The sequence below is a fragment of the Acidobacteriota bacterium genome, assembly GCA_020845575.1.
Lineage (GTDB): Bacteria > Acidobacteriota > Vicinamibacteria > Vicinamibacterales > Vicinamibacteraceae > Luteitalea.
The window spans coordinates 121,404-139,703 of record JADLFL010000012.1 but is presented as its reverse complement, the minus strand read 5'-3'; the positions used below and the strand labels follow the sequence as shown (position 1 = coordinate 139,703).

General features: G+C 68.8%; 16 protein-coding genes. 7 read left to right on the top strand and 9 right to left on the bottom strand.

The features are described from left to right. Positions 1-223 precede the first annotated feature (223 nt). A complete protein-coding gene (locus IT182_02870) occupies positions 224-1,282 on the top strand; it encodes an RluA family pseudouridine synthase (protein MCC6162270.1) in 1,059 nt (352 codons plus the stop codon). Here the strand turns inward: IT182_02870 and IT182_02865 are convergent. Then, positions 1,215-3,185: an amino acid transporter gene (locus IT182_02865; GenBank protein ID MCC6162269.1), complete on the bottom strand. Its 1,971-nt coding sequence runs from the start codon at positions 3,183-3,185 to the stop codon at positions 1,215-1,217. The two genes, IT182_02870 and IT182_02865, sit on opposite strands and share 68 nt — an antisense overlap. Positions 3,186-3,396: 211 nt before the next feature. On the opposite strand from IT182_02865, the gene IT182_02860 reads away from it, so the two are divergent. The 5 genes from IT182_02860 to IT182_02840 are packed head-to-tail and all read left to right on the top strand — an operon-like array spanning position 3,397 to position 9,679. Next, positions 3,397-4,479, top strand: coding sequence for a branched-chain amino acid aminotransferase (locus tag IT182_02860; protein MCC6162268.1), 1,083 nt, complete (start codon positions 3,397-3,399; stop codon positions 4,477-4,479). Beyond that, positions 4,479-5,276, top strand: a complete 798-nt coding sequence (locus IT182_02855; protein MCC6162267.1) for a PhzF family phenazine biosynthesis protein — start codon at positions 4,479-4,481, stop codon at positions 5,274-5,276. Before IT182_02860 ends, IT182_02855 begins: the two co-directional genes overlap by 1 nt. A gap of 52 nt (positions 5,277-5,328) precedes the next feature. Next, the gene (locus tag IT182_02850; GenBank protein MCC6162266.1) at positions 5,329-7,803 is read left to right on the top strand and encodes a fused MFS/spermidine synthase; all 2,475 of its coding nucleotides are present in this window, start codon (positions 5,329-5,331) and stop codon (positions 7,801-7,803) included. 9 nt (positions 7,804-7,812) lie between these two features. Further along, positions 7,813-8,982: a DUF1343 domain-containing protein gene (locus tag IT182_02845; GenBank protein ID MCC6162265.1), complete on the top strand. Its 1,170-nt coding sequence runs from the start codon at positions 7,813-7,815 to the stop codon at positions 8,980-8,982. A 34-nt stretch (positions 8,983-9,016) separates the two neighbouring features. Continuing rightward, positions 9,017-9,679, top strand: a complete 663-nt coding sequence (locus IT182_02840) for a DUF1080 domain-containing protein (protein ID MCC6162264.1) — start codon at positions 9,017-9,019, stop codon at positions 9,677-9,679. Positions 9,680-9,937: 258 nt separating this feature from the next. Here IT182_02840 and IT182_02835 read toward each other — a convergent pair whose 3' ends face one another. From IT182_02835 to asd, 7 genes are read right to left on the bottom strand one after another with little or no spacing between them, the layout of a single operon-like run. Beyond that, the gene (locus tag IT182_02835; protein MCC6162263.1) at positions 9,938-10,159 is read right to left on the bottom strand and encodes a hypothetical protein; all 222 of its coding nucleotides are present in this window, start codon (positions 10,157-10,159) and stop codon (positions 9,938-9,940) included. A 10-nt stretch (positions 10,160-10,169) separates the two neighbouring features. Next, the gene (locus IT182_02830; GenBank protein MCC6162262.1) at positions 10,170-11,168 is read right to left on the bottom strand and encodes a M20/M25/M40 family metallo-hydrolase; all 999 of its coding nucleotides are present in this window, start codon (positions 11,166-11,168) and stop codon (positions 10,170-10,172) included. After that, positions 11,156-12,007 (bottom strand): 2,3,4,5-tetrahydropyridine-2,6-dicarboxylate N-succinyltransferase, encoded by an 852-nt coding sequence (locus tag IT182_02825; GenBank protein ID MCC6162261.1) that lies wholly within the window; start codon positions 12,005-12,007, stop codon positions 11,156-11,158. Before IT182_02825 ends, IT182_02830 begins: the two co-directional genes overlap by 13 nt. Next, entirely contained in the window at positions 12,004-12,912 is a 909-nt protein-coding gene (locus IT182_02820) for a 4-hydroxy-tetrahydrodipicolinate synthase (protein MCC6162260.1), read from the bottom strand. Before IT182_02820 ends, IT182_02825 begins: the two co-directional genes overlap by 4 nt. Before the next feature lie 19 nt (positions 12,913-12,931). Next, entirely contained in the window at positions 12,932-13,624 is a 693-nt protein-coding gene (locus IT182_02815; GenBank protein MCC6162259.1) for a dihydrodipicolinate reductase, read from the bottom strand. Continuing rightward, on the bottom strand, positions 13,624-15,012 hold the full coding sequence (locus IT182_02810; GenBank protein MCC6162258.1) for an aspartate kinase: 1,389 nt from the start codon (positions 15,010-15,012) through the stop codon (positions 13,624-13,626). Before IT182_02810 ends, IT182_02815 begins: the two co-directional genes overlap by 1 nt. A 9-nt stretch (positions 15,013-15,021) precedes the next feature. Further along, positions 15,022-16,068 carry an aspartate-semialdehyde dehydrogenase gene (gene asd, locus IT182_02805; protein ID MCC6162257.1) on the bottom strand — a complete coding sequence of 349 codons (1,047 nt, stop codon included), beginning with the start codon at positions 16,066-16,068 and terminating at the stop codon, positions 15,022-15,024. 256 nt (positions 16,069-16,324) lie between these two features. Between asd and IT182_02800 the strand changes: the two genes are divergently transcribed. Next, on the top strand, positions 16,325-16,828 hold the full coding sequence (locus tag IT182_02800) for an SRPBCC domain-containing protein (GenBank protein MCC6162256.1): 504 nt from the start codon (positions 16,325-16,327) through the stop codon (positions 16,826-16,828). A gap of 3 nt (positions 16,829-16,831) precedes the next feature. Here IT182_02800 and pyk read toward each other — a convergent pair whose 3' ends face one another. Next, a complete protein-coding gene (gene pyk, locus IT182_02795; GenBank protein ID MCC6162255.1) occupies positions 16,832-18,250 on the bottom strand; it encodes a pyruvate kinase in 1,419 nt (472 codons plus the stop codon). Positions 18,251-18,300: the final 50 nt, after the last annotated feature.

The window sequence follows — 18,300 nt, the reverse complement described above, 5'->3', positions numbered from 1 at the left end:
CGGCGTTGGCTGTTGCCCGCCGGCCGATGGCGTCAGCGCGAGAGTGACGATGGCGACAAGTGCAAGCATGCAGGTCTTAGACACCGCGTTGGTGGACCCGGCACTCGTGCCGTCGGTCTGAAATGGACCGAACCCTCGGGTGTGACAGCTCGAGCTTGCCGACGACCCTGAAGGAGAGGGGCGGCGGCTACAATGGCCGGATGGCAGGAGGCATGAGGCTCTCGTGAAGCGCGCCGCGCCTCACAGCGACGCGTCTCGCAGCGATGCGCCGATCACCGCGCGGCAGTTCGTGGCCGACAGGGGCGACGAGCGGCTCAGGCTGGACCAGGCGGTGATGCGCCATCTCGCCGACGAGCCCGGCCTCTCGCGCACGCGCGTCCAGCGCTGGCTCGACGCCGGTCTCATCGCCGTCAACGGCATCGAAGGCCGTCGCGCCTCATCGTCTCTCCGCCTTGGCGACGAGGTCATCGTCACGCTCCCCAAACCGCGCGTGCGCAAGGTCCACGCACCAGAGGCGCTGCACGTACCCGTGCTGTACGAGGACGAGTGGCTCATGGTGGTCGACAAGCCCGCCGGCATGGTGAGCCATCCGACGGGACGCCATCAGTCGGGCACGCTCGTCAACGCCCTGCTCCACAAGGCGCGCGCCTGGTACGACACGACGGCGCGTCCGGGGCTCGTACACCGGCTCGATCGTGATACGTCGGGTGTCCTGCTCGTCGCCAAGTCGCGCCAGGTCCACGCACGGGCGGCGCGCCTGCTCGGCACCGAGCACGCGAGCAAGACCTATCTCGCCGTGGTGCTCGGCAAGCCGCCCGAGCAGGCCACGATCACGTATCCGCTCGGCAAGATCTCCGAGAAGCCACCGCGCGTGGGCGTCGTGGAGGACGGCTGGCCGAGCGTGACGTGGGTACAGCGCCTGCAATCGACATGGCCGATGCCAGACGGTCTTGCCCTGCTCGAATGCACGCTGGGGACGGGACGCCTCCACCAGATCCGCGCGCACCTGCTCGAAGCCGGATGGCCGATCGCCGGCGACCCGATCTATCGCAGCGCGAAGGCCGAAGCCAGGTTGTCGGCCATGACGTCCGCACAGGTCGACGCGCTCGAGGGCCAGGCGCTGCACGCGTGGCGGCTCGTCATGCCGCATCCGATGACGGGCGACGTCCTCGACGTCACAGCTCCCGTCCCCGCGCGCCTGCAGGGTCTCGGCGTCAACCCAGGTGGATCCTGGGACGCCACTGCGGGTCGGCCTCGGCCTGCCGCAATACCTCACGCGTGACCGGCGCCGTGTCGCCTTCTCCGAGCGCCACGAACTTCAGCAGATAGGCGACGGGGTTGCCCTCCGTCCAACCGAAGTAGGCGTGCGGCACGCGGCCCGTCGCGTCGCGGATGTGCAGCAGCAGCGCGGCAATCGCGTTGGGCACGGCGGCGCTCCGGCACCGCAGCACGCGATACGGCCCCACCTGCACGCCATGCACGTCGAGCACATCGTCAACGAAGCGCGACGCGTCGCCGGGCTGCACCTCGAGGAACAGGACGTTGTTCAGACTCTCGAGATTGTGCGTGGCCCGCGCCTCGCGCCACTTCGCGTCGTACTGCCTGACCAGGCCGGTCGCAGCACCGGCAGCGACCTCCGGGCTCGCCGGCGCGCCTGCCTCGTCGACCATGTCAGGACGATGCGCGATCACGCGCATCGTCGGAGCCGTTGTCGACGTCAGCCACTCGGTGGCCGTCTCGTCGAACCGCACGCGCGCGATCCGCAGTTCCGTGCTCCTCAGCACCCGCGACGTCAGCGACAGCACGACGATCGCCGCGATGAAGAGGCTCGCGATCCTGATGCCGTCGGGACGCTCGATGACGTTGTCGATCGTCGTGTAGGCGAAGACCAACGTGATGATCGCGAACGCCCATGCGTGACCCCGGCGGCGGGCCGCGTCGATGGTGGTCGCGAGCGCCGCCGACGTCATCAGCACCAGCACGCCCGTGGCGTATGCACCGCCCTGCGCCTCGACGCTCGCGTCGAACGCCAGCGTCACCACGCAGGTCACCAGCAGGATGATGAGCACGAGCGGTCGCGACGCGCGGACCCAGTCTGGCGCCATGCCGTAGCGCGGCAGGTACTTCGGGATGAGCGTGAGCAGGCCCGCCATCGCCGACGCTCCAGCGAACCACAGGATGGCGATCGTCAGCAGGTCATACGTCGTCCCGAACGCCACGCCCAGGTCGCGATGCGCGAGATAGGCGATCGCACGCCCTCGCGCGGCGCCGCCTTCCGCGAAGGCCTCCGCCGGGATGTTGAGCGTGACGGCGACGCTGCTGGCCAGCAGCAGCACGCTCATGATGACGGCGGCCGTCGTGAGCAGGCGGCCGGTGTTGCGAATGCGGCCGGCCGGGACGGCATCGGTCTCGCCGGGACCGCCCGACACCAGCGGCATCACGGCCACGCCCGTCTCGAAGCCCGATAGCCCGAGCGCGAGTTTGGGGAACACCAACAGCGCGACGGCCACCATCGTGAGTGGCTCGCCGTGCGTGGCGAACATCGCGCTGCGCCAGTTGGCGAAGTACTCGGGATGGTGCAGCACCGTCCAGAGCTCGACGGCCAGCACGATGACGTTGCACGCCAGATAGCCCGCGACGATGACGACGGCGAGGCCGAGGGCTTCGCGAAACCCCTTGAGGAAGACGGCGGCGAGCGCAACGAGCAGGACGAGCGTGACGCCGACGGGGTGGTCGATCGCCCGCGGCGCGAACGGGTTGTGGATGATGTGCTCGGTCGCGTCGGCGGCAGACAGCGTGATCGTGATCACGAAGTCCGTGGCGGCAAATCCGAGCAGGACGAGGACGAGCGCCTTGCCGCGCCACCGCGGGAGCAGCTCCTCCAGCAGCGAAATGCTGCCCTGTCCGTGCGGACTGAGTGCGGCGATCCGCCGGTACACGGGCAGGGCACCGAAGAGCGTCAGCGCGATGAGGACGAGCGTGGCGATCGGCGACAGGATGCCTGCCGCGAGGACGGCGATGCCGGGCTGGTAGCCGAGCGTCGAGAAGTAGTCGACGCCGGTGAGGCACATGACCTTCCACCACGGAGCCGTGTGGACGGGCACATGACCGTGGCTCCGTTCGGCGTCGAGATCCGCCAGGAGCCACGACCGCAGGGGGGACGAGGTCGCGCGAGAAGAAGACACAGTCGCCGCCCGGCACGTGGCCGCAGCGGCAGCCACCAACGTTACGCCGACCCGACGCCGACGGCAAGCTGACCAACGGGGCTCCGCGTCGTCGGTAGCCGAATTCCGGTGACCGGTGCCCGCTGCCCGGTGCCCGTTCCCCGGTACAATGGCCGAACCGGCGTCGCCGGCCCAACACCCCATACACGGGCCCCGGCGTCGAGGAGGCCACATGTCTGTCAGCGCGTCAGCGTCAGCGATCCCGGTCACCCGAACCACGACTCCCCGCCCGCGTCCGGCGGAGGATGCCCTCGGGTTCGGCAAGTACTTCGCCGACCACATGCTGCTCGTCGACTACACGCACGGCACCGGCTGGCACGACGCGCGCATCGTCCCGTACGGCCCGCTGGAACTGGATCCCGCCGCATCGGTGCTGCACTACGGCCAGGCGATGTTCGAAGGACTCAAGGCCTATCGCCTCCACGACGGCGCCATCGCGCTCTTCCGTCCCGGTCGCAACGCCCACCGCATGGCGTCGGCTGCCGCTCGCCTCTCGATTCCGGCCATCGACGAACACCTCTTCGTGCAGGGCATCCGCCAACTCGTGTCGATCGATGCCGACTGGGTGCCGTCTGCACCGGGGACCGCGCTGTACGTCAGGCCGACCATCATCGCCACGGAAGCCTTTCTCGGCGTTCGCGCATCGAAGACGTACACGTTCTTCGTGATCACGGGTCCCGTGGGCGCGTACTACGCCGGCGGACTGAAGCCCGTGCGCATCTGGATCGAACGTGAGCGCGTGCGCGCGGTACGAGGCGGGATCGGCGCTGCCAAGGGCGCCGCCAACTACGTCGCCAGTCTGCAGGTGGCCGAACAGGCGCAGGCGCGCGGCTGCGATCAGGTGCTCTGGCTCGACGCCATCCATCACGAGTATCTCGAGGAAGTCGGCACGATGAACCTGTGCCTCGTGATCGACGGCACGCTCGTCACGCCATCGCTGAGCGGCAGCATCCTGCCAGGCATCACGCGCGAATCCGTGCTGGAGATCGCGCGCGACTGGGGTATGCCCGTCCAAGAGCGGCTCGTCTCGCTGACCGAAGTGCGCGACGCGCACGCCGCGGGTCGTCTCCAGGAGGTGTTCGGCGTGGGCACGGCGGCCGTCGTGTCCGCGGTGGGCACGCTCGCCAGTGAGGAGGGCGACATGGTGATCAACGGCGGACAGCCGGGCCCCGTCGCGCAGAAGCTGTACGACACGATCACGCGCATCCAGTACGGCCTCGACCCGGATACGCGCGGCTGGCGCGTGATCGTCTGATGCGCCTGCCGATCTACCAGGTCGACGCGTTCGCGTCGGAGGTGTTCCGCGGCAATCCGGCCGCCGTGTGTCCGCTCGAGACGTGGCTGCCAGACGCCACGATGCAGGCCATCGCCACGGAGAACAACCTCGCCGAGACGGCGTTCTTCGTACAGACAGGACCTGCGCAGTACCACCTGCGCTGGTTCACGCCCGAAGTCGAAGTGGACCTCTGCGGACACGCCACGCTCGCCGCGGCGGCCGTGCTGTTCGAGAAACGCGGCGAGGCGTCGACGGCCGTGGCCTTCGACACGCGCAGCGGTGTGCTGCACGTGGCGCGCGACGGCGAGACGTACACGCTGGACCTCCCGGTCCGGCAACCCCGCCCACTGCCGCTCGACAGGCAGGTGTCCGTTGCGCTCGGCGCCGAACCGCGCGAGTTGTGGCTGGCGCGCGACTGCATGGCCGTGTACGACACGGAAGCCGACGTACGCGCCCTCGCACCAGACATGGCCAGGGTGAAGGCTCTCGGCGTCTTCGGGTTCATCGCCACCGCTCCTGCCGATCCCGCGCTCTCGCCGGGCGCCGACTTCGTGTCGCGCTTCTTCGCGCCGAGCGCCGGCGTCGCGGAGGATCCCGTGACGGGGTCCGCGCACTGCACGCTCGTCCCGTACTGGGCAGACAGGTTGGCGAAGACCACGCTGGAGGCCCGCCAGGTGTCGCGGCGCGGTGGCGTCATCCGGTGCACGATCGACGGCGATCGCGTGCGTCTCACCGGCCGCGCGGTGTTCTACCTCGAAGGCACGATCACCGTCTGACGCGACCCGCCGGTCGCGTTTCGTGTCGCAACGGCTCTGCTAGGATCGCGCGATGTCCGTGCCCACTCGTGGCGCGCAGGCCCACGTCGCCTCACCCTCGTGGCTCCTGCCAGTGCTGCTATCGCTGTTCTTCCTGTCAGGATTCTGCGCGCTCATCTACCAGACGCTGTGGCTGCGCATGCTCGCACTGGTCTTCGGCGTGACCGTGTACGCGGCAAGCACCGTGCTCGCGAGCTTCATGAGCGGGCTCGCCATCGGGAGCCTCCTCGCCGGCCTGGTCGCCGAGCGGACCACGAGGCCACTGCGGCTGTTCGGGATCGCCGAATTGCTGGTGGGTGTGACGGCCCTGCTGACGCCGTGGGCGCTCGACACGGTGACGCGTCTGTACATGGGCTGGTACCCGTCGCTGGCCGGGCATCTCGGATCGCTCACGCTCGTCAGGTTCCTGCTGTCGTTCGCGGTGCTGCTGATCCCGACCGTCCTGATGGGGGCGACGCTGCCGCTGGTTCTCAAGTCGGCGCTCGGCGGCAACCGCGACGTCGGACAGCGCATCGGAGTCCTGTACGGGATCAACACCACCGGCGCCATCGTCGGCGCGCTGCTTGCGGGCTTCGTCCTGATCCCCGTGATCGGACTCAGCGCGTCGTTCACGCTCGCCGCGGCGATCAACGTCGTCATCGGCCTCACGGCGCTCGTGGCCAGCAGGCGCGCCGATGCCGCCGTGGCGCACGCGGCGCTTCGCTCGTCCGGCGACGTCGGCACGGCCGTCCAAGCGCCATCGCCGGCAGACGCGCAGACAGCGACGGCAACGCCACCGGCCGACGTGGAGTCGTCGGCGTGGACGCGACGGTCCGTACTCGTCGTCTTCGCACTCTCCGGAGCCGTGTCCCTCGCGCTCGAAGTGCTGTGGTTCAGGGTGCTGGTGATCTTCCTGCGTCCCACGACGTACTCCTTCACGCTGATGCTCGGCACGGTGCTGGCGGGCATCGCGATCGGGAGCTACCTCGCGTCGCCGATCCTGAGACGCGGGCGCCACCTGCTTGCGTGGCTGGCCGCGCTCGAACTCGGCATCGCCGTGATGGCGCTCTCGTCGTTCCAGGGCCTCACGCTCACCGTCTATTCGATGAACTGGCTGCGTCGCACGCTCACCGACGCGCCGACCGCCGCGTATCTCTCACCGCTCGTCGTTGCAAGCCTGCTCGCCATCCTGCCGACGGCGCTACTGCTCGGCATGGCCTTCCCGGTCGGCCTGCGCGTGTGGGCGGGTACCGCCGCCGACGATGGACGCGCCGCGAAGCTCGCCGGCATCTTCTACTCGGTCAACGTGTGCGGGGCCATCGTCGGCGCGGCGGGTGCGGGCTTCCTGTTGATCCCGCGGCTCGGCAGCGCGGGCACGCTGCTCGCGCTCGCCAGCGTCACGCTCGCCGGCGCCCTGTTGCTGGTGGTGCCGCTCTGGCGCACGATGCGACGCGCGGCCCTGACGATGACAGGCGTGGCGCTGGCGACGTTCGGCCTGCTCGCCATGGTGGAGACGGATCCGTTCGACGTCGCACTCACGCACTTCCATCACGGCGAGCGACGTATCTGGCGTGAGGAAGGCGTTCAGACGAGCGTGGCCATCCACGAACGGCGCACGGGGCGACGCGTGCAGGACCGCATGCGCATCATGTACCTCGATGGCATGCACCAGTCCAACGATGCGCGCTCGACGGTGTTCGGGCACAGTCGCATCGGGTTCCTGCCGACCGCGCTCCATCCGCATCCCACCCGCGCGCTCGTCGTCGGATTGGGTGCCGGTACTACGCCTGGTGCCATCGCCACGTTCCCCGGCGTCCAGGTCGACGTCGTCGAGCTCTCGGGCACCGTGGTGAAGGGCGCGCACTACTTCAGGATGGCCAATCAGGACGTCCTTGCGCGGCCGAACGTCCACCTGCGCGTGGACGATGGGCGCAACTTCCTGCTCCTGAGTCCGCCCAAGCAGTACGACATCATCACGGCCGACGTGATTCTCCCGCGCCATGCGGGCGCGGCCAACGTCTACTCCGTGCAGTACTTCGAACTCGTCAAGCGCGCGTTGAAAGACGATGGGATCGTGCTGCAGTGGAACGGCGGCGACACGGCCAGCGAGTACGCGCTCATCCTGCGCACGTTCCGGCAGGTGTTCCCCGACATGACGCTGTGGGGCGACGGCAGCCTGATGATCGGCACGAAGAGCCCGCTCGTCGTCGATCTCGACGCGTTCCGCCGCAAGCTCGAGGATCCGGAACTGCGCAAGGTGCTGGCAGGCTACAACCTCGATTCGGAGAACAAGTTGCTGGGACAGTTCGTCGCCGCGCCGGACGACGTGCGCGCGCTCGTGGGTGATGGGCCCGTCACGACGGATGACCATCCGCTCGTCGAATACTTCCTGTCGCGACCGCAGGGCGAAGCCGCGATGGACCTGAGCGACACCTACGGCGACGTCAGGCCGTTCGTCAGGTCGTCACGACCAGTGGCGTTCGAGCCACCCGCGCGCGCGATTCGATAGAATCCCGCCGTGTCTGTCACGCTCGGTCTCTCGCGTCTCCTGGCTTCCGGTCGCCTGAAGGGCGCCCGCGTGGGCCTCGTCGCCAACCCTTCGTCGGTCGATGGCCGGTTCGCGCACGCCGTCGACATGGTGACGGCGGCCGAGGACGTCACGCTCGCGGCCATCTTCGGTCCGCAGCACGGGTTCCACTCGACGCTGCAGGACAACATGATCGAGACGCCGCACGCCGAGGATGCCGGGCGTCGCGTGCCCGTGTACTCGCTGTACAGCGAGACGCGTGAGCCCACCGACGCGATGCTCGACGGTCTCGACGTGCTCGTGGTGGACCTGCAGGACGTGGGGACGCGAGTCTACACGTTCATCTACACGATGGCGTACTGCCTGAAGGCCGCCGCGCGCAAGGGCATCCCCGTCATCGTGTGCGACCGCCCGAATCCGATCGGCGGACGCGTGGTCGAAGGTCCGATGTTGACGCCGGGCTACGAGTCGTTCGTCGGGCTCTACCCCATCGCGCTGCGACACGGTCTGACGATCGCGGAACTGGCGCGACTCTTCAACACGCACTTCGGCCTCGGCGCGAACCTCGAGACGTGGCCGATGGAAGGCTGGGCGCGCGGCGACTGGTGGGACGAGACAGGCCTGCCCTGGGTGATGCCATCGCCCAACATGCCGACGCTCGACACCGCGATCGTCTATCCCGGGATGGTGCTCTTCGAAGGCACGCTCATCTCCGAAGGACGCGGGACGACGCGGCCGTTCGAACTCGTGGGGCACCCTGACGTGCGCGATGCCGACGCGTTCGCCGCGGGACTCAACGCCCTGGGCCTGCACGGCGTGTGGTTCAGGCCGGCGTACTTCGAGCCCACGTTCCAGAAACACGCGCGCGTGACGTGCGGTGGCTGCCAGATTCATGTCACCGATCGCGAACGCTTCAGGTCTGTCGACGCGGCGATCGCGCTGCTGTGCGCTTTCAGGGACGCGCTGCCGGAGCGTCGCCTGCCGTGGCGCCCGCCGCCGTACGAGTACGAGTACGAGAAGATGCCCATCGACATCCTCGCCGGGTCTGACGCGCTGCGGCGTGCCGTGGACGCCGGTGCCTCGCAGCAGGACGTCAGCGTGACGTGCCGGCTCGACGCCGGGTCGTTCGACGTCATGCGCGCGTCCTGCCTGTTGTATTGATCGCAGCCATCATTCCCCTCCGAGGAGCTCTTTCATGCGCCTGACCACCATCGCCGCCGCTCTCGTTGCTTCACTGGCTCTCGCCCCGGTGCTCGTGGCCCGGCAGGCCGAGCCCGGATTCACGTCGCTCTTCGATGGCAGGACGCTGAACGGCTGGACGCTCGTCGGCGGCAGGGGTGAAGGCTACGGCGTGAAGGACGGCGTGCTCTATTGCGCCAGGGGCGGCGGCGGGAAGCTGATCACCGACAAGGAGTACGGCGACTTCGTGCTGCGCTTCGAGTTCCGCATGCCAGCCGAAGGATCGAACAACGGTCTCGGGATCCGCGCGCCGCGCGAAGGTGACGCCGCCTATCAGGGGATGGAACTGCAGATCCTCGACGAGAAAGCCGCGCTCGGCGGCAAGTGGGGCACGCTGAAGGACTCGCAGTATCACGGCAGCGTCTACGACGTGATCGCCGCGAAGAAGGGCGCGCAGAAGCCCGCCGGCGAATGGAACGTGCAGGAGGTGACGGCGAAGGGCCGCCGCATCACGGTGGTCCTGAACGGCCAGACGATCCTCGACGCCGACCTCGACTCGGTCAAGGACCCCGACGTCCTCGCCAAACACCCCGGCCTGGCCCGTACGTCTGGCCACATCGGCTTCCTCGGCCACAACGACTTCATCGAGTTCCGCAACATCCGCATCAAGGAACTCTGACGTCGCGCCCGTCCTCGGCCAGCGTAGGGGCGGCCCCGTCCGGCGCCACCCGCGCCGGGACGCGATTTCAGCCCAGCAGCGCCGACGGGCGAAGTGCCACCGGCGTTCAGTTGCTATCCCTTCAAGGCCGGTGCGCAGGTGACGATCCACTACATCGCCGGGGCGGACGACAACCGCGTCGCGACGAAGGTGGAGTTCGACGGGGCCTTTCGTGAATTCGGAGAGCGTCCGCCCGCGCGCACAAGCGCAATCGGCGGCTCAGTTGCGCAGCATCTGCCTGATGGGATCGGGCAGCAGGCGCGTGCCGAACTTCCAGCACGTGCGGCACTGCTCGCAGTCGTAGAAATGGATGGGCATCTGCGGCATCGACGCCGCCTGCGTCCTGAAGGCGCCCGACGAGATCTCGGTGCCGGCGTGCGTGAGCGGTTCACCGCACTCGGGGCACTCGAACTCGGGAACGTCCGGGGCGTCGTCGCTCATCGGCAGACACTCAAGCCAGGAGCATCCGGGCGATGCGCTGGTAGTCGTCGACGGCGCGGTGCAGATCGGCGATCGCCACCGATTCGTGATCGGTGTGCGCCACATGGATCGATCCCGGCCCGTACATCAGCCGCGTCCCCCACGCATTCAGCAGCGGCGCGTCAGTCGTGTAACCCATCACTTCCGTATCGAAACCGTCGAGCGTCGACATGTGGAGGTACGGGACGTGATACACGTACTCCACGTCGACGAGCGGCCGCAGTGACTCGAGCGCCGCCATCACCTCTTCGTACGGCGTCACGATCCGGAACAGGAGGTCGGCAGACGCCGACGGCGCCACGACGTTCGGCGCGAGTCCTCCGCTGATGGCACCGATGTTCACCTGCGTGGGTCCCAGCACGGCGTCGACAGGTAGCCGCATCGTCCGCACCTGCTGCAGGGCGTCGAGGAGTTTCTCGACAGCCGACTCGCCCAGATGCGGATAGCCCGAATGCGCCGCGCGCCCCGTCGCGTGCAGCTTCACGCGCACCACGCCGCGATGGCCGAGCGCCAGCTTGCCTTCCGTGGGCTCACCGTTCACGAGATACCGCGTGACGCCTGTCGACAGTTCATCGGCCGCCATCGCGCCGTCGCTGCCGCGCTCTTCGCCGACAACGAAGAGCAGGCCGACGCGCGTCTCGCCGGCGGCGCGCAGCGCCTCACACGCCGCGAGCTGACTCACGAGGATGCCTTTGGCGTCGCAACTGCCGCGCCCGTGGATGCGGTCGTCCTCCACGCGGCTCGGGATGAAGGGCGGCACGCAGTCCATGTGCGTGGAGAACACGACTTCCGGCGTGCCCACGGTGGCCAGCAGGTTGACGCGACGTTCGGTGACCGTCTGCCGCGTGACCGTGTAGCCGCGCTGTTCGAGCTCGTCGCCGACCATGGCGCACACCACGGCCTCCTGCCCAGTGGTGCTCTCGACGTCCACCAGCCGGCGCGTGAGCGCGACGACGTCTACCGGATCCATCGTTCGAGCTCGGTACGGGTGTCGGTGCGGCTGTCGCGGTACTTGACGATGACCGGCGTGGCGAGCGAGAGCTTCCAGTCGACGCCTGGACCATCGGAGACGGCACGCGCACCAGGCACCACCACGGCGCCTTCGGGAATCACGAGCGGCTGACCGTTCTCCGGCTTGATGATGCGACCGTTCGGGAGGTCGTACACGGGCGTCGATCCCGTGATGATCGTGCCGGCGCCAATCACCGCCCGCGCCTTCACCACCGCACCTTCGTAGATGCCGGTGTTCCCGCCGACCAGCACCTCGTCTTCGACGATCACCGGCAGCGCGCCGACAGGTTCGATCACGCCGCCGATCTGCGCGGCGGCGCTCACGTGGACGCGCGCACCCACCTGCGCGCACGATCCCACCAGGGCGTGCGAGTCGATCATCGAGCCCTCGCCCACGTACGCGCCGATGTTGACGTACATCGGCGGCATCGCGATGACGCCAGGCGCGAGATACGCACCATCGCGCACCGACGATCCGCCTGGAACGATGCGCACGCCACTCGACGACTCGAAGCGGCGGAGCGGAAGCGTGTCCTTGTCGAAGAACGGCCACCTGCCGTGATCCATCGACACGTTGGTGAGGTCGCCGAACCGGAAGCCGAGCAGGATGCCCTGCTTGACCCAGCTGTTGACGGCCCAGCCAGTCGGGGAATCGGCAGAGGGCGCCGCCGCGCGCACGCGACCGTCTGACAACGCGGCACGCAGACGTGCGAACACGTCGCGGCCTTCTTCGCGGGACGCGTCGGCGCCGGCGGCCCACAGCCGCTCGACGTCCTGGCGCAGAATCTCGATGCTCATGCCGATGCGGTCTCGGCCAGCAGGCCCATGTCGAGGGCGATGCGGCGCAGGGTCTCGAGGGTATGGCTCGACGGCGCGACGAGCGGCAGGCGATAGACGGGTTCGAGAAGTCCCGCCAGCGCCATCACGGCCTTGACGGGACCGGGATTGGATTCGATGAAGTTGGCCTGCAGCAGCGGCAGCAGCCGCTCGTGGATCTGCCGCGCGGCGCCGAAGTCGCCGCGCTCGCACGCTTCGACCATCTGCGCCATCTCCGCCGGCACTTCGTTGCCAGCCACCGAGATCACGCCTTCGCCGCCGAGCGCCATCAGCGGCAGCGTCAGCGTGTCGTCGCCGGAGAGCACGAGAAAGTCGCGCGGTACGCGCCGGCGGACGTCGGCCATCTGGAACACGTTACCGGACGCTTCCTTGATGCCGACGATGCGCGGTACCTGCGCGAGCCGTTCGGTGGTGGCCGGCTCGATGTTGCTTCCGGTGCGGCCAGGCACGTTGTACAACACGATCGGCAGGCTCGTTTCCGCCGCGATCGCCTGGTAGTGCGCGAAGATGCCGTCCTGCGTGGGCTTGCTGTAGTACGGCGACACCGAGAGGATGCCGTTGGCACCTGCGTCCGCCGCCATGTGAGCGGCCTCGATCACGTCCGCCGTATCGTACCCACCGGCGCCCGCCAGCACGGGCACGCGACCGGCGGCCTCCTCGACGACGACCGCCACGACGCGACGCTTCTCGTCAGCCGTGAGCGTCGGAGCCTCGCCCGTCGTGCCCACCGGCACGAGGAAGTGCATGCCGGCGTCCACCTGGCGGCGGGCCAGGCGACGCAGGGCGGCCTCGTCCACGCGTCCATCCGCAGTGAAAGGCGTGACCAGGGCGGTACCGCAGCCGGTGAAGTGACGTCGAGCAGTCATGGTGGTGTACAGGATAGTTTCAAAGGGAGGAAAGGCCGAGCACGTCGCGCATGGAATACCAGCCGGCTCGGCCGCGAACCCACTGCGCGGCGCGCAGCGCGCCATGCGCGAACGTCGAGCGATCGCGCACGGTGTGCGTGAGGGTCACCGTCTCGGCTGGTCCGTCGAACCCGACCGTATGCGTACCGGGGATGTGACCCGCGCGCGTGCTCGATACGTCGACATGCCGCGTGAATCGCGCCTGACGCATCGCGTCGAGCAGCAACAGGGCCGTGCCGGACGGCGCATCGATCTTCTTCGAGTGGTGCGCCTCGTGCAGGAACGCCTCGTAGTCGTCGAGCCCTTCCACGCCTGCCGCGACGGCGCGCACGGCTGCATCGAGCAGGTAGGCTCCCACCGAGAAGTTCGACGCCACGACGGCGCCAACGCCGTGCCGCGCGACGATCGCGCGCGCGGCCCCCTCGAACGCCGCCCAGCCGGTGCTGCCGACCACGATCGCCGGTGTCAGCGTACACAGTCGATCCAGGTGCGCCTGCAGCGCATCGCCTGTCGCGAAGTCGATGACCACGTCTGGACGCGCGGCAGCGGCCGCGTCCCATTCTGCGGCGCTGCTCGTTCGCGTCAGCACGCCAGCCACCTGAGCGCCGTGCTGCGCGGCGTGCGCCTCGACGAGGCGGCCCATCCGCCCATACCCGAACAGGACGAGGCGCATCAGGCCACGACCTCGGGAACGACGTCGGGTTCGAGGCAGAAGCGTGCGTGAACGCACGCCATCGCCGCCTGCAGATGCGACTGCGGCAACACCACCGTGAGGTTGCGACGGGCACCCGCCTGCGACACCATCCGCAGCGGGAACTCGTCGAGCGCACCGAGCACGCGCGCGGCAAGGCCGGGTTCCAGACGCAGCCGCTCGCCGACGGCGCAGAGCAGCGCCATTTCCGATTCGACGCCAACCTCCGCGAACGCGGAGAGGTCGCTCACGATGTCGTCGAGGGCGCGACGGTCTTCGATCGTGATCGACACGCTCACTTCCGACGTGGTGATGACGTCGACGGATGTGCGATAGCGTTCGAACACCTCGAACACTCGGCGCATGAAGCCGTAGGCCGCGAGCATCATCGACGATCGGATGTCGATGACGGTGATGTCGCGCTTGCACGCAAGGCCCGTGAGCGGCGCGTCGGGCAGCGGCGGGTTCGCCGTGATGGTGGTGCCCGCCACGTCGGGCCTGTGCGAGTTGAGGATGCGCACCGGAATGCCGTCGGTGACCGCCGGCGCGATCGTGCTCGGATGCAGCACCTTGGCGCCGAAGTACGCAAGCTCGGATGCCTCCGCGAACGACAGCGCGAGGAGCGGACGCGCGCCCTGCACCACGCGGGGATCCGCCGTGAGCATGCCGTCGACGTCGGTCCAGATCTGGATCTCTGCCGCGCCAATCCCTGCACCGAACAGCGATGCCGAGTAGTCCGAACCGCCACGCCCCAGCGTCGTCGTCACGCCTTCGCGCGTGGCGCCGATGAAGCCGCCGAGCACCGCTGCCACGCCGGTACGCGAGAGCGGCAGCACGAGATCGCGGAGGCGCGCCGCGGTCGACGCCTGATCCGGTCGCGCCTGTCCGTGCTCATCGCTCGTGACGAGCACCTCACGCGCGTCGACCAACTGCGCCGGCACGCCGAGATCGGTGAGTGCCGCCGCGACCAGTCGCGAACTGGCCAGTTCGCCCATCGCGACAACGGCGTCGCGCGATCGCGGCGAGACCTCGCGCAGGACCGCCATCGCGTGCAGCAGCGACGCCGTGTCGCGCCACTGCCGTTCGAGCGCGTCGATGACGATGTCGCGCTCCTCACCGGCACCGAGCAGGGTTTCGGCCGCCGCGCGATGTCTGTCGCGCATCGCGTTCACCTTCAGTGACGCGCCCGCCGCATCACCGCGCTCCACCGCCGCCACGGCATCCAGCAGTTGATCCGTGATGCCCGACATCGCCGACACCACTACCACTGGCGCGCCGCTCACCCGGCTTTCGCGCGAGACGATGCCGGCGAGGCGCCTGATGGCATCGGCATCCTTGACCGACGTGCCGCCGAACTTCATCACGACCATGGCGACACCTCAGAGCAGGCCTTGCGCCTGCATCAACTCGGCGTTGAGCAGCGCGGCGCCGGCCGCGCCGCGCACCGTGTTGTGGCCGAGCGCCACGAACTTGTGCTGCAGTACGGGACAGGGTCGGAGACGGCCGAGGAACACGGCCATCCCGTTGTCGCGTTCGACGTCGAGGCGCGGCTGCGGGCGATTGTCGGCTTCGAGATAGACCAGCGGCTGCGCGGGCGCCGACGGCAACGCAAGTTCCTGCGGAATTCCCCGGAACGCGGCGAACGCCGCACGGATGTCGGCCGCCGCAACAGCGTTGGCAAAGTCGATCGAGATCATCTCCGTGTGGCCGTCGATGACGGGGACGCGGGTGGTGTGCGCGCTGATGACTACGGGATGCGGCTCGACATGATCGCCGGCGAGGCCGCCGAGGATCTTCTGCGGCTCGATTTCGAGCTTCTCTTCCTCGCCGCCGATGAACGGGACGACGTTGCCGAGGATGTCCAGCGACGGCACGCCGGGATAGCCGGCGCCAGACACGGCCTGCAACGTCACGACGTTGCACGACGTCAGGCCGAACGTCCGCAACGGCGCCAGTGCCATGGCCAGAAACATCGTCGAGCAGTTGGAGTTGGTGACGATGCCGCCCTTCCAGCCGTAGTCGGTGCGCTGCCGTGCGAGCAACTGGAGATGATCCGGGTTGATCTCCGGGATGAGCAGCGGCACCAGCGGATCCATCCGGTGGTTGCGCGCGTTGCTCACCACGATGTGTCCGGCTTCGGCGAAGGCGCGTTCGATCTCGCCAGCCACGTTGGCGTCGAGCGCCGAGAACACCAGCTTCGGGCCGGTACCCGGCACCGGCGACTGTACGACGCGCGCCGCCGCGGCGTCAGGCATCGGCGTGGAGAGCTTCCAGTTCGCGGCCTCACCATACGGCCGGCCCGCCGACCTGTCGCTGCCGGCCAGCCAGGTGGCGTCGAACCACGGATGCCGCGCCAGCAACCTCACGAACTGTTGGCCCACGGTGCCCGTGGCACCGAGCACGCCCACTTCTACTCGAGACGACATCGAATCCTCGTTTCGTCCGCCATCAACGACAAAACCCGCCAGCGCGGGCCGCGCGGCGGGTTCTCGTGGTGCACGTACGCTTGTGAATGAGAGCTTGTCGAGCTCAGGACGCGTACACGAGCCACCCGCGCGCGGAATCGAGTTCCCGCTTTCGAGTGGTCACGGTAATGATGGTGGTGCGGCGCGTCACGGTCATATAGCGTAGCCGCGACGCCGGCCGCCTGGCAAGAGCCGCCGCGTGTCATACTCCGGCGCCATGAGCGCCGCCGCGTCGCCCGACCCATCGACGTTCGACGCATCCATCGAGATAGGCGCGCCGCCGGAGGCCGTCCACGCGGCCTTCTTCGATGCGTCGGCGCTGCGGGCGTGGTGGGGCACATGCGGCTCGGTCACCACGCCGACGCCGCTCGGTGTCTTCGCCGTGGAGTGGCCGGTCGACGCCGGCGCCGATCCCCTGATCGGTCCGTTCGGCGGCACGTTCTACGGCATGGTCATCGACGTACGCCCCGGCCGCGAGTTCTTCCTCGCCGACGCGTACTGGATTCCGCCCAAGGGCGATCCGGTCGGGCCGATGGCGCTGGACGTCACGTGCGAACCGATCGACACCGGCACGCGACTGCGCGTGCACCAGAACGGCTGCGACGACAGTCCGCGCTGGCAACGCTACTACCGCGTGATGGGCACGCGCTGGCTGGCGGCGCTGGCGGCGCTGAAAGCGCATCTCGAAGACGCACCCACGCGCGACACGCCCGACGCGTGAGCGTCAGCCGACGCGACGAATCCGCAGGAAGTTGGCGTCCGGCCGCGTGAGGTCGGCATGGATGCTCACGAAGACGATCGGCTCACCGCTGCGCAGCACGCCCATCGCCACGAGCCGCCGTTCCACCTCGATGCCATCCGGGGTGTCCAGCACGGCCCTGTCCACCACGATCGACCAGACACCTCGATACAGGATCAGCCGCCGCGCCACGCGGTCGTCGGCCGTGACGGCGTGGATCGGCAGCCCGGGCCGCAGGGCCGCGAGCACGCGTGCGGTCTTGCCATGGCGCGTGACGGCGACGATGGCCTCGGCGCGACCGGCGTGCGCGAGCGTGACGGCGGCCTCGCAGAGCGCTCGGTTGTGCGGCACGCCCAGGATGCCCGCGTTGAAGGACGCACGCGGGCGCGGGCCGAGCGACTCGGCGTCGCGGATGACGGCGTCGAGCACGCGCACGGCCTCGACGGGATAGAGGCCGCTCGCCGTCTCCCCCGACAGCATGACGGCATCCACCGAGTCGTCGACGGCGTTGGCCGCGTCGCTCACCTCGGCGCGGGTCGGCCTGGGGTTGGCGCGCATCGACTCGAGCACCTGCGTGGCCACGATCACGGGCTTGCCCGCTTCCTGGGCGAGCTGCGTGATCACCTTCTGGGCACGTGGCACGCTGTGCAACGGCATCTCGTTGCCGAGATCGCCTCGCGCCACCATCACGCCGTCGCACGCATCGAGCAGAGACGCGAGGTTCTCCACCGCCTGCGGCCGCTCGATCTTGGCGATGAGCGCGATCTCGTCGCCCCCCGCGTCGCGCAGCGCATCGCGCGTGCGGGTGAGGTCGTCGACCGTCTGCACGAAGCTCAAGGCGACGATGTCGACACCGATCGAGACACCGAACCGCAGGTCCGCGAGATCCTTGTCGGTGAGCGCCGATGCGGGCAGCTGCACGTCGGGTGCGTTGATGCCCTTGTGCTGCCCGAGCATGCCGCCGACGAGCACCGTGGTGTCGATCGTCGTCCCGTCGGTCCCATCCACGCGCAGTTCCAGCGCACCATCGTCCAGCAACAGCCGCATGCCGGCGGCGACCGAGGACGCCAGGCCCGCGAACGTGGTGAACACGTGTCCGTCGCGCCCCTCGTCGTCGCCGGTGGTAATTCTGAGACGCGAGCCCTTCGGGAGAGCGATCGGCGATCCGCCCGGGAGTCGTCCGGTCCTGATCTTCGGGCCGCTGAGATCCTGCAGCACGGCGACGTGCCGAGCGGCGGCCGCCGCCGACTCACGGACCATCCGCATGGCCAGGGCGTGTTGATCGTGCGTGCCGTGCGAGAAGTTCAACCTGAAGATGTCGACGCCTGCCGCCACGAGCGCGGGAATCATCTCTGGCGTGGCACTCGACGGACCGAGCGTGGCGATGATGCGAGTCTGTCTCATGGTCTCAGGAGCACGTTGGGGGGCGAGTCTATCGTGTCGGCATCGGGGCT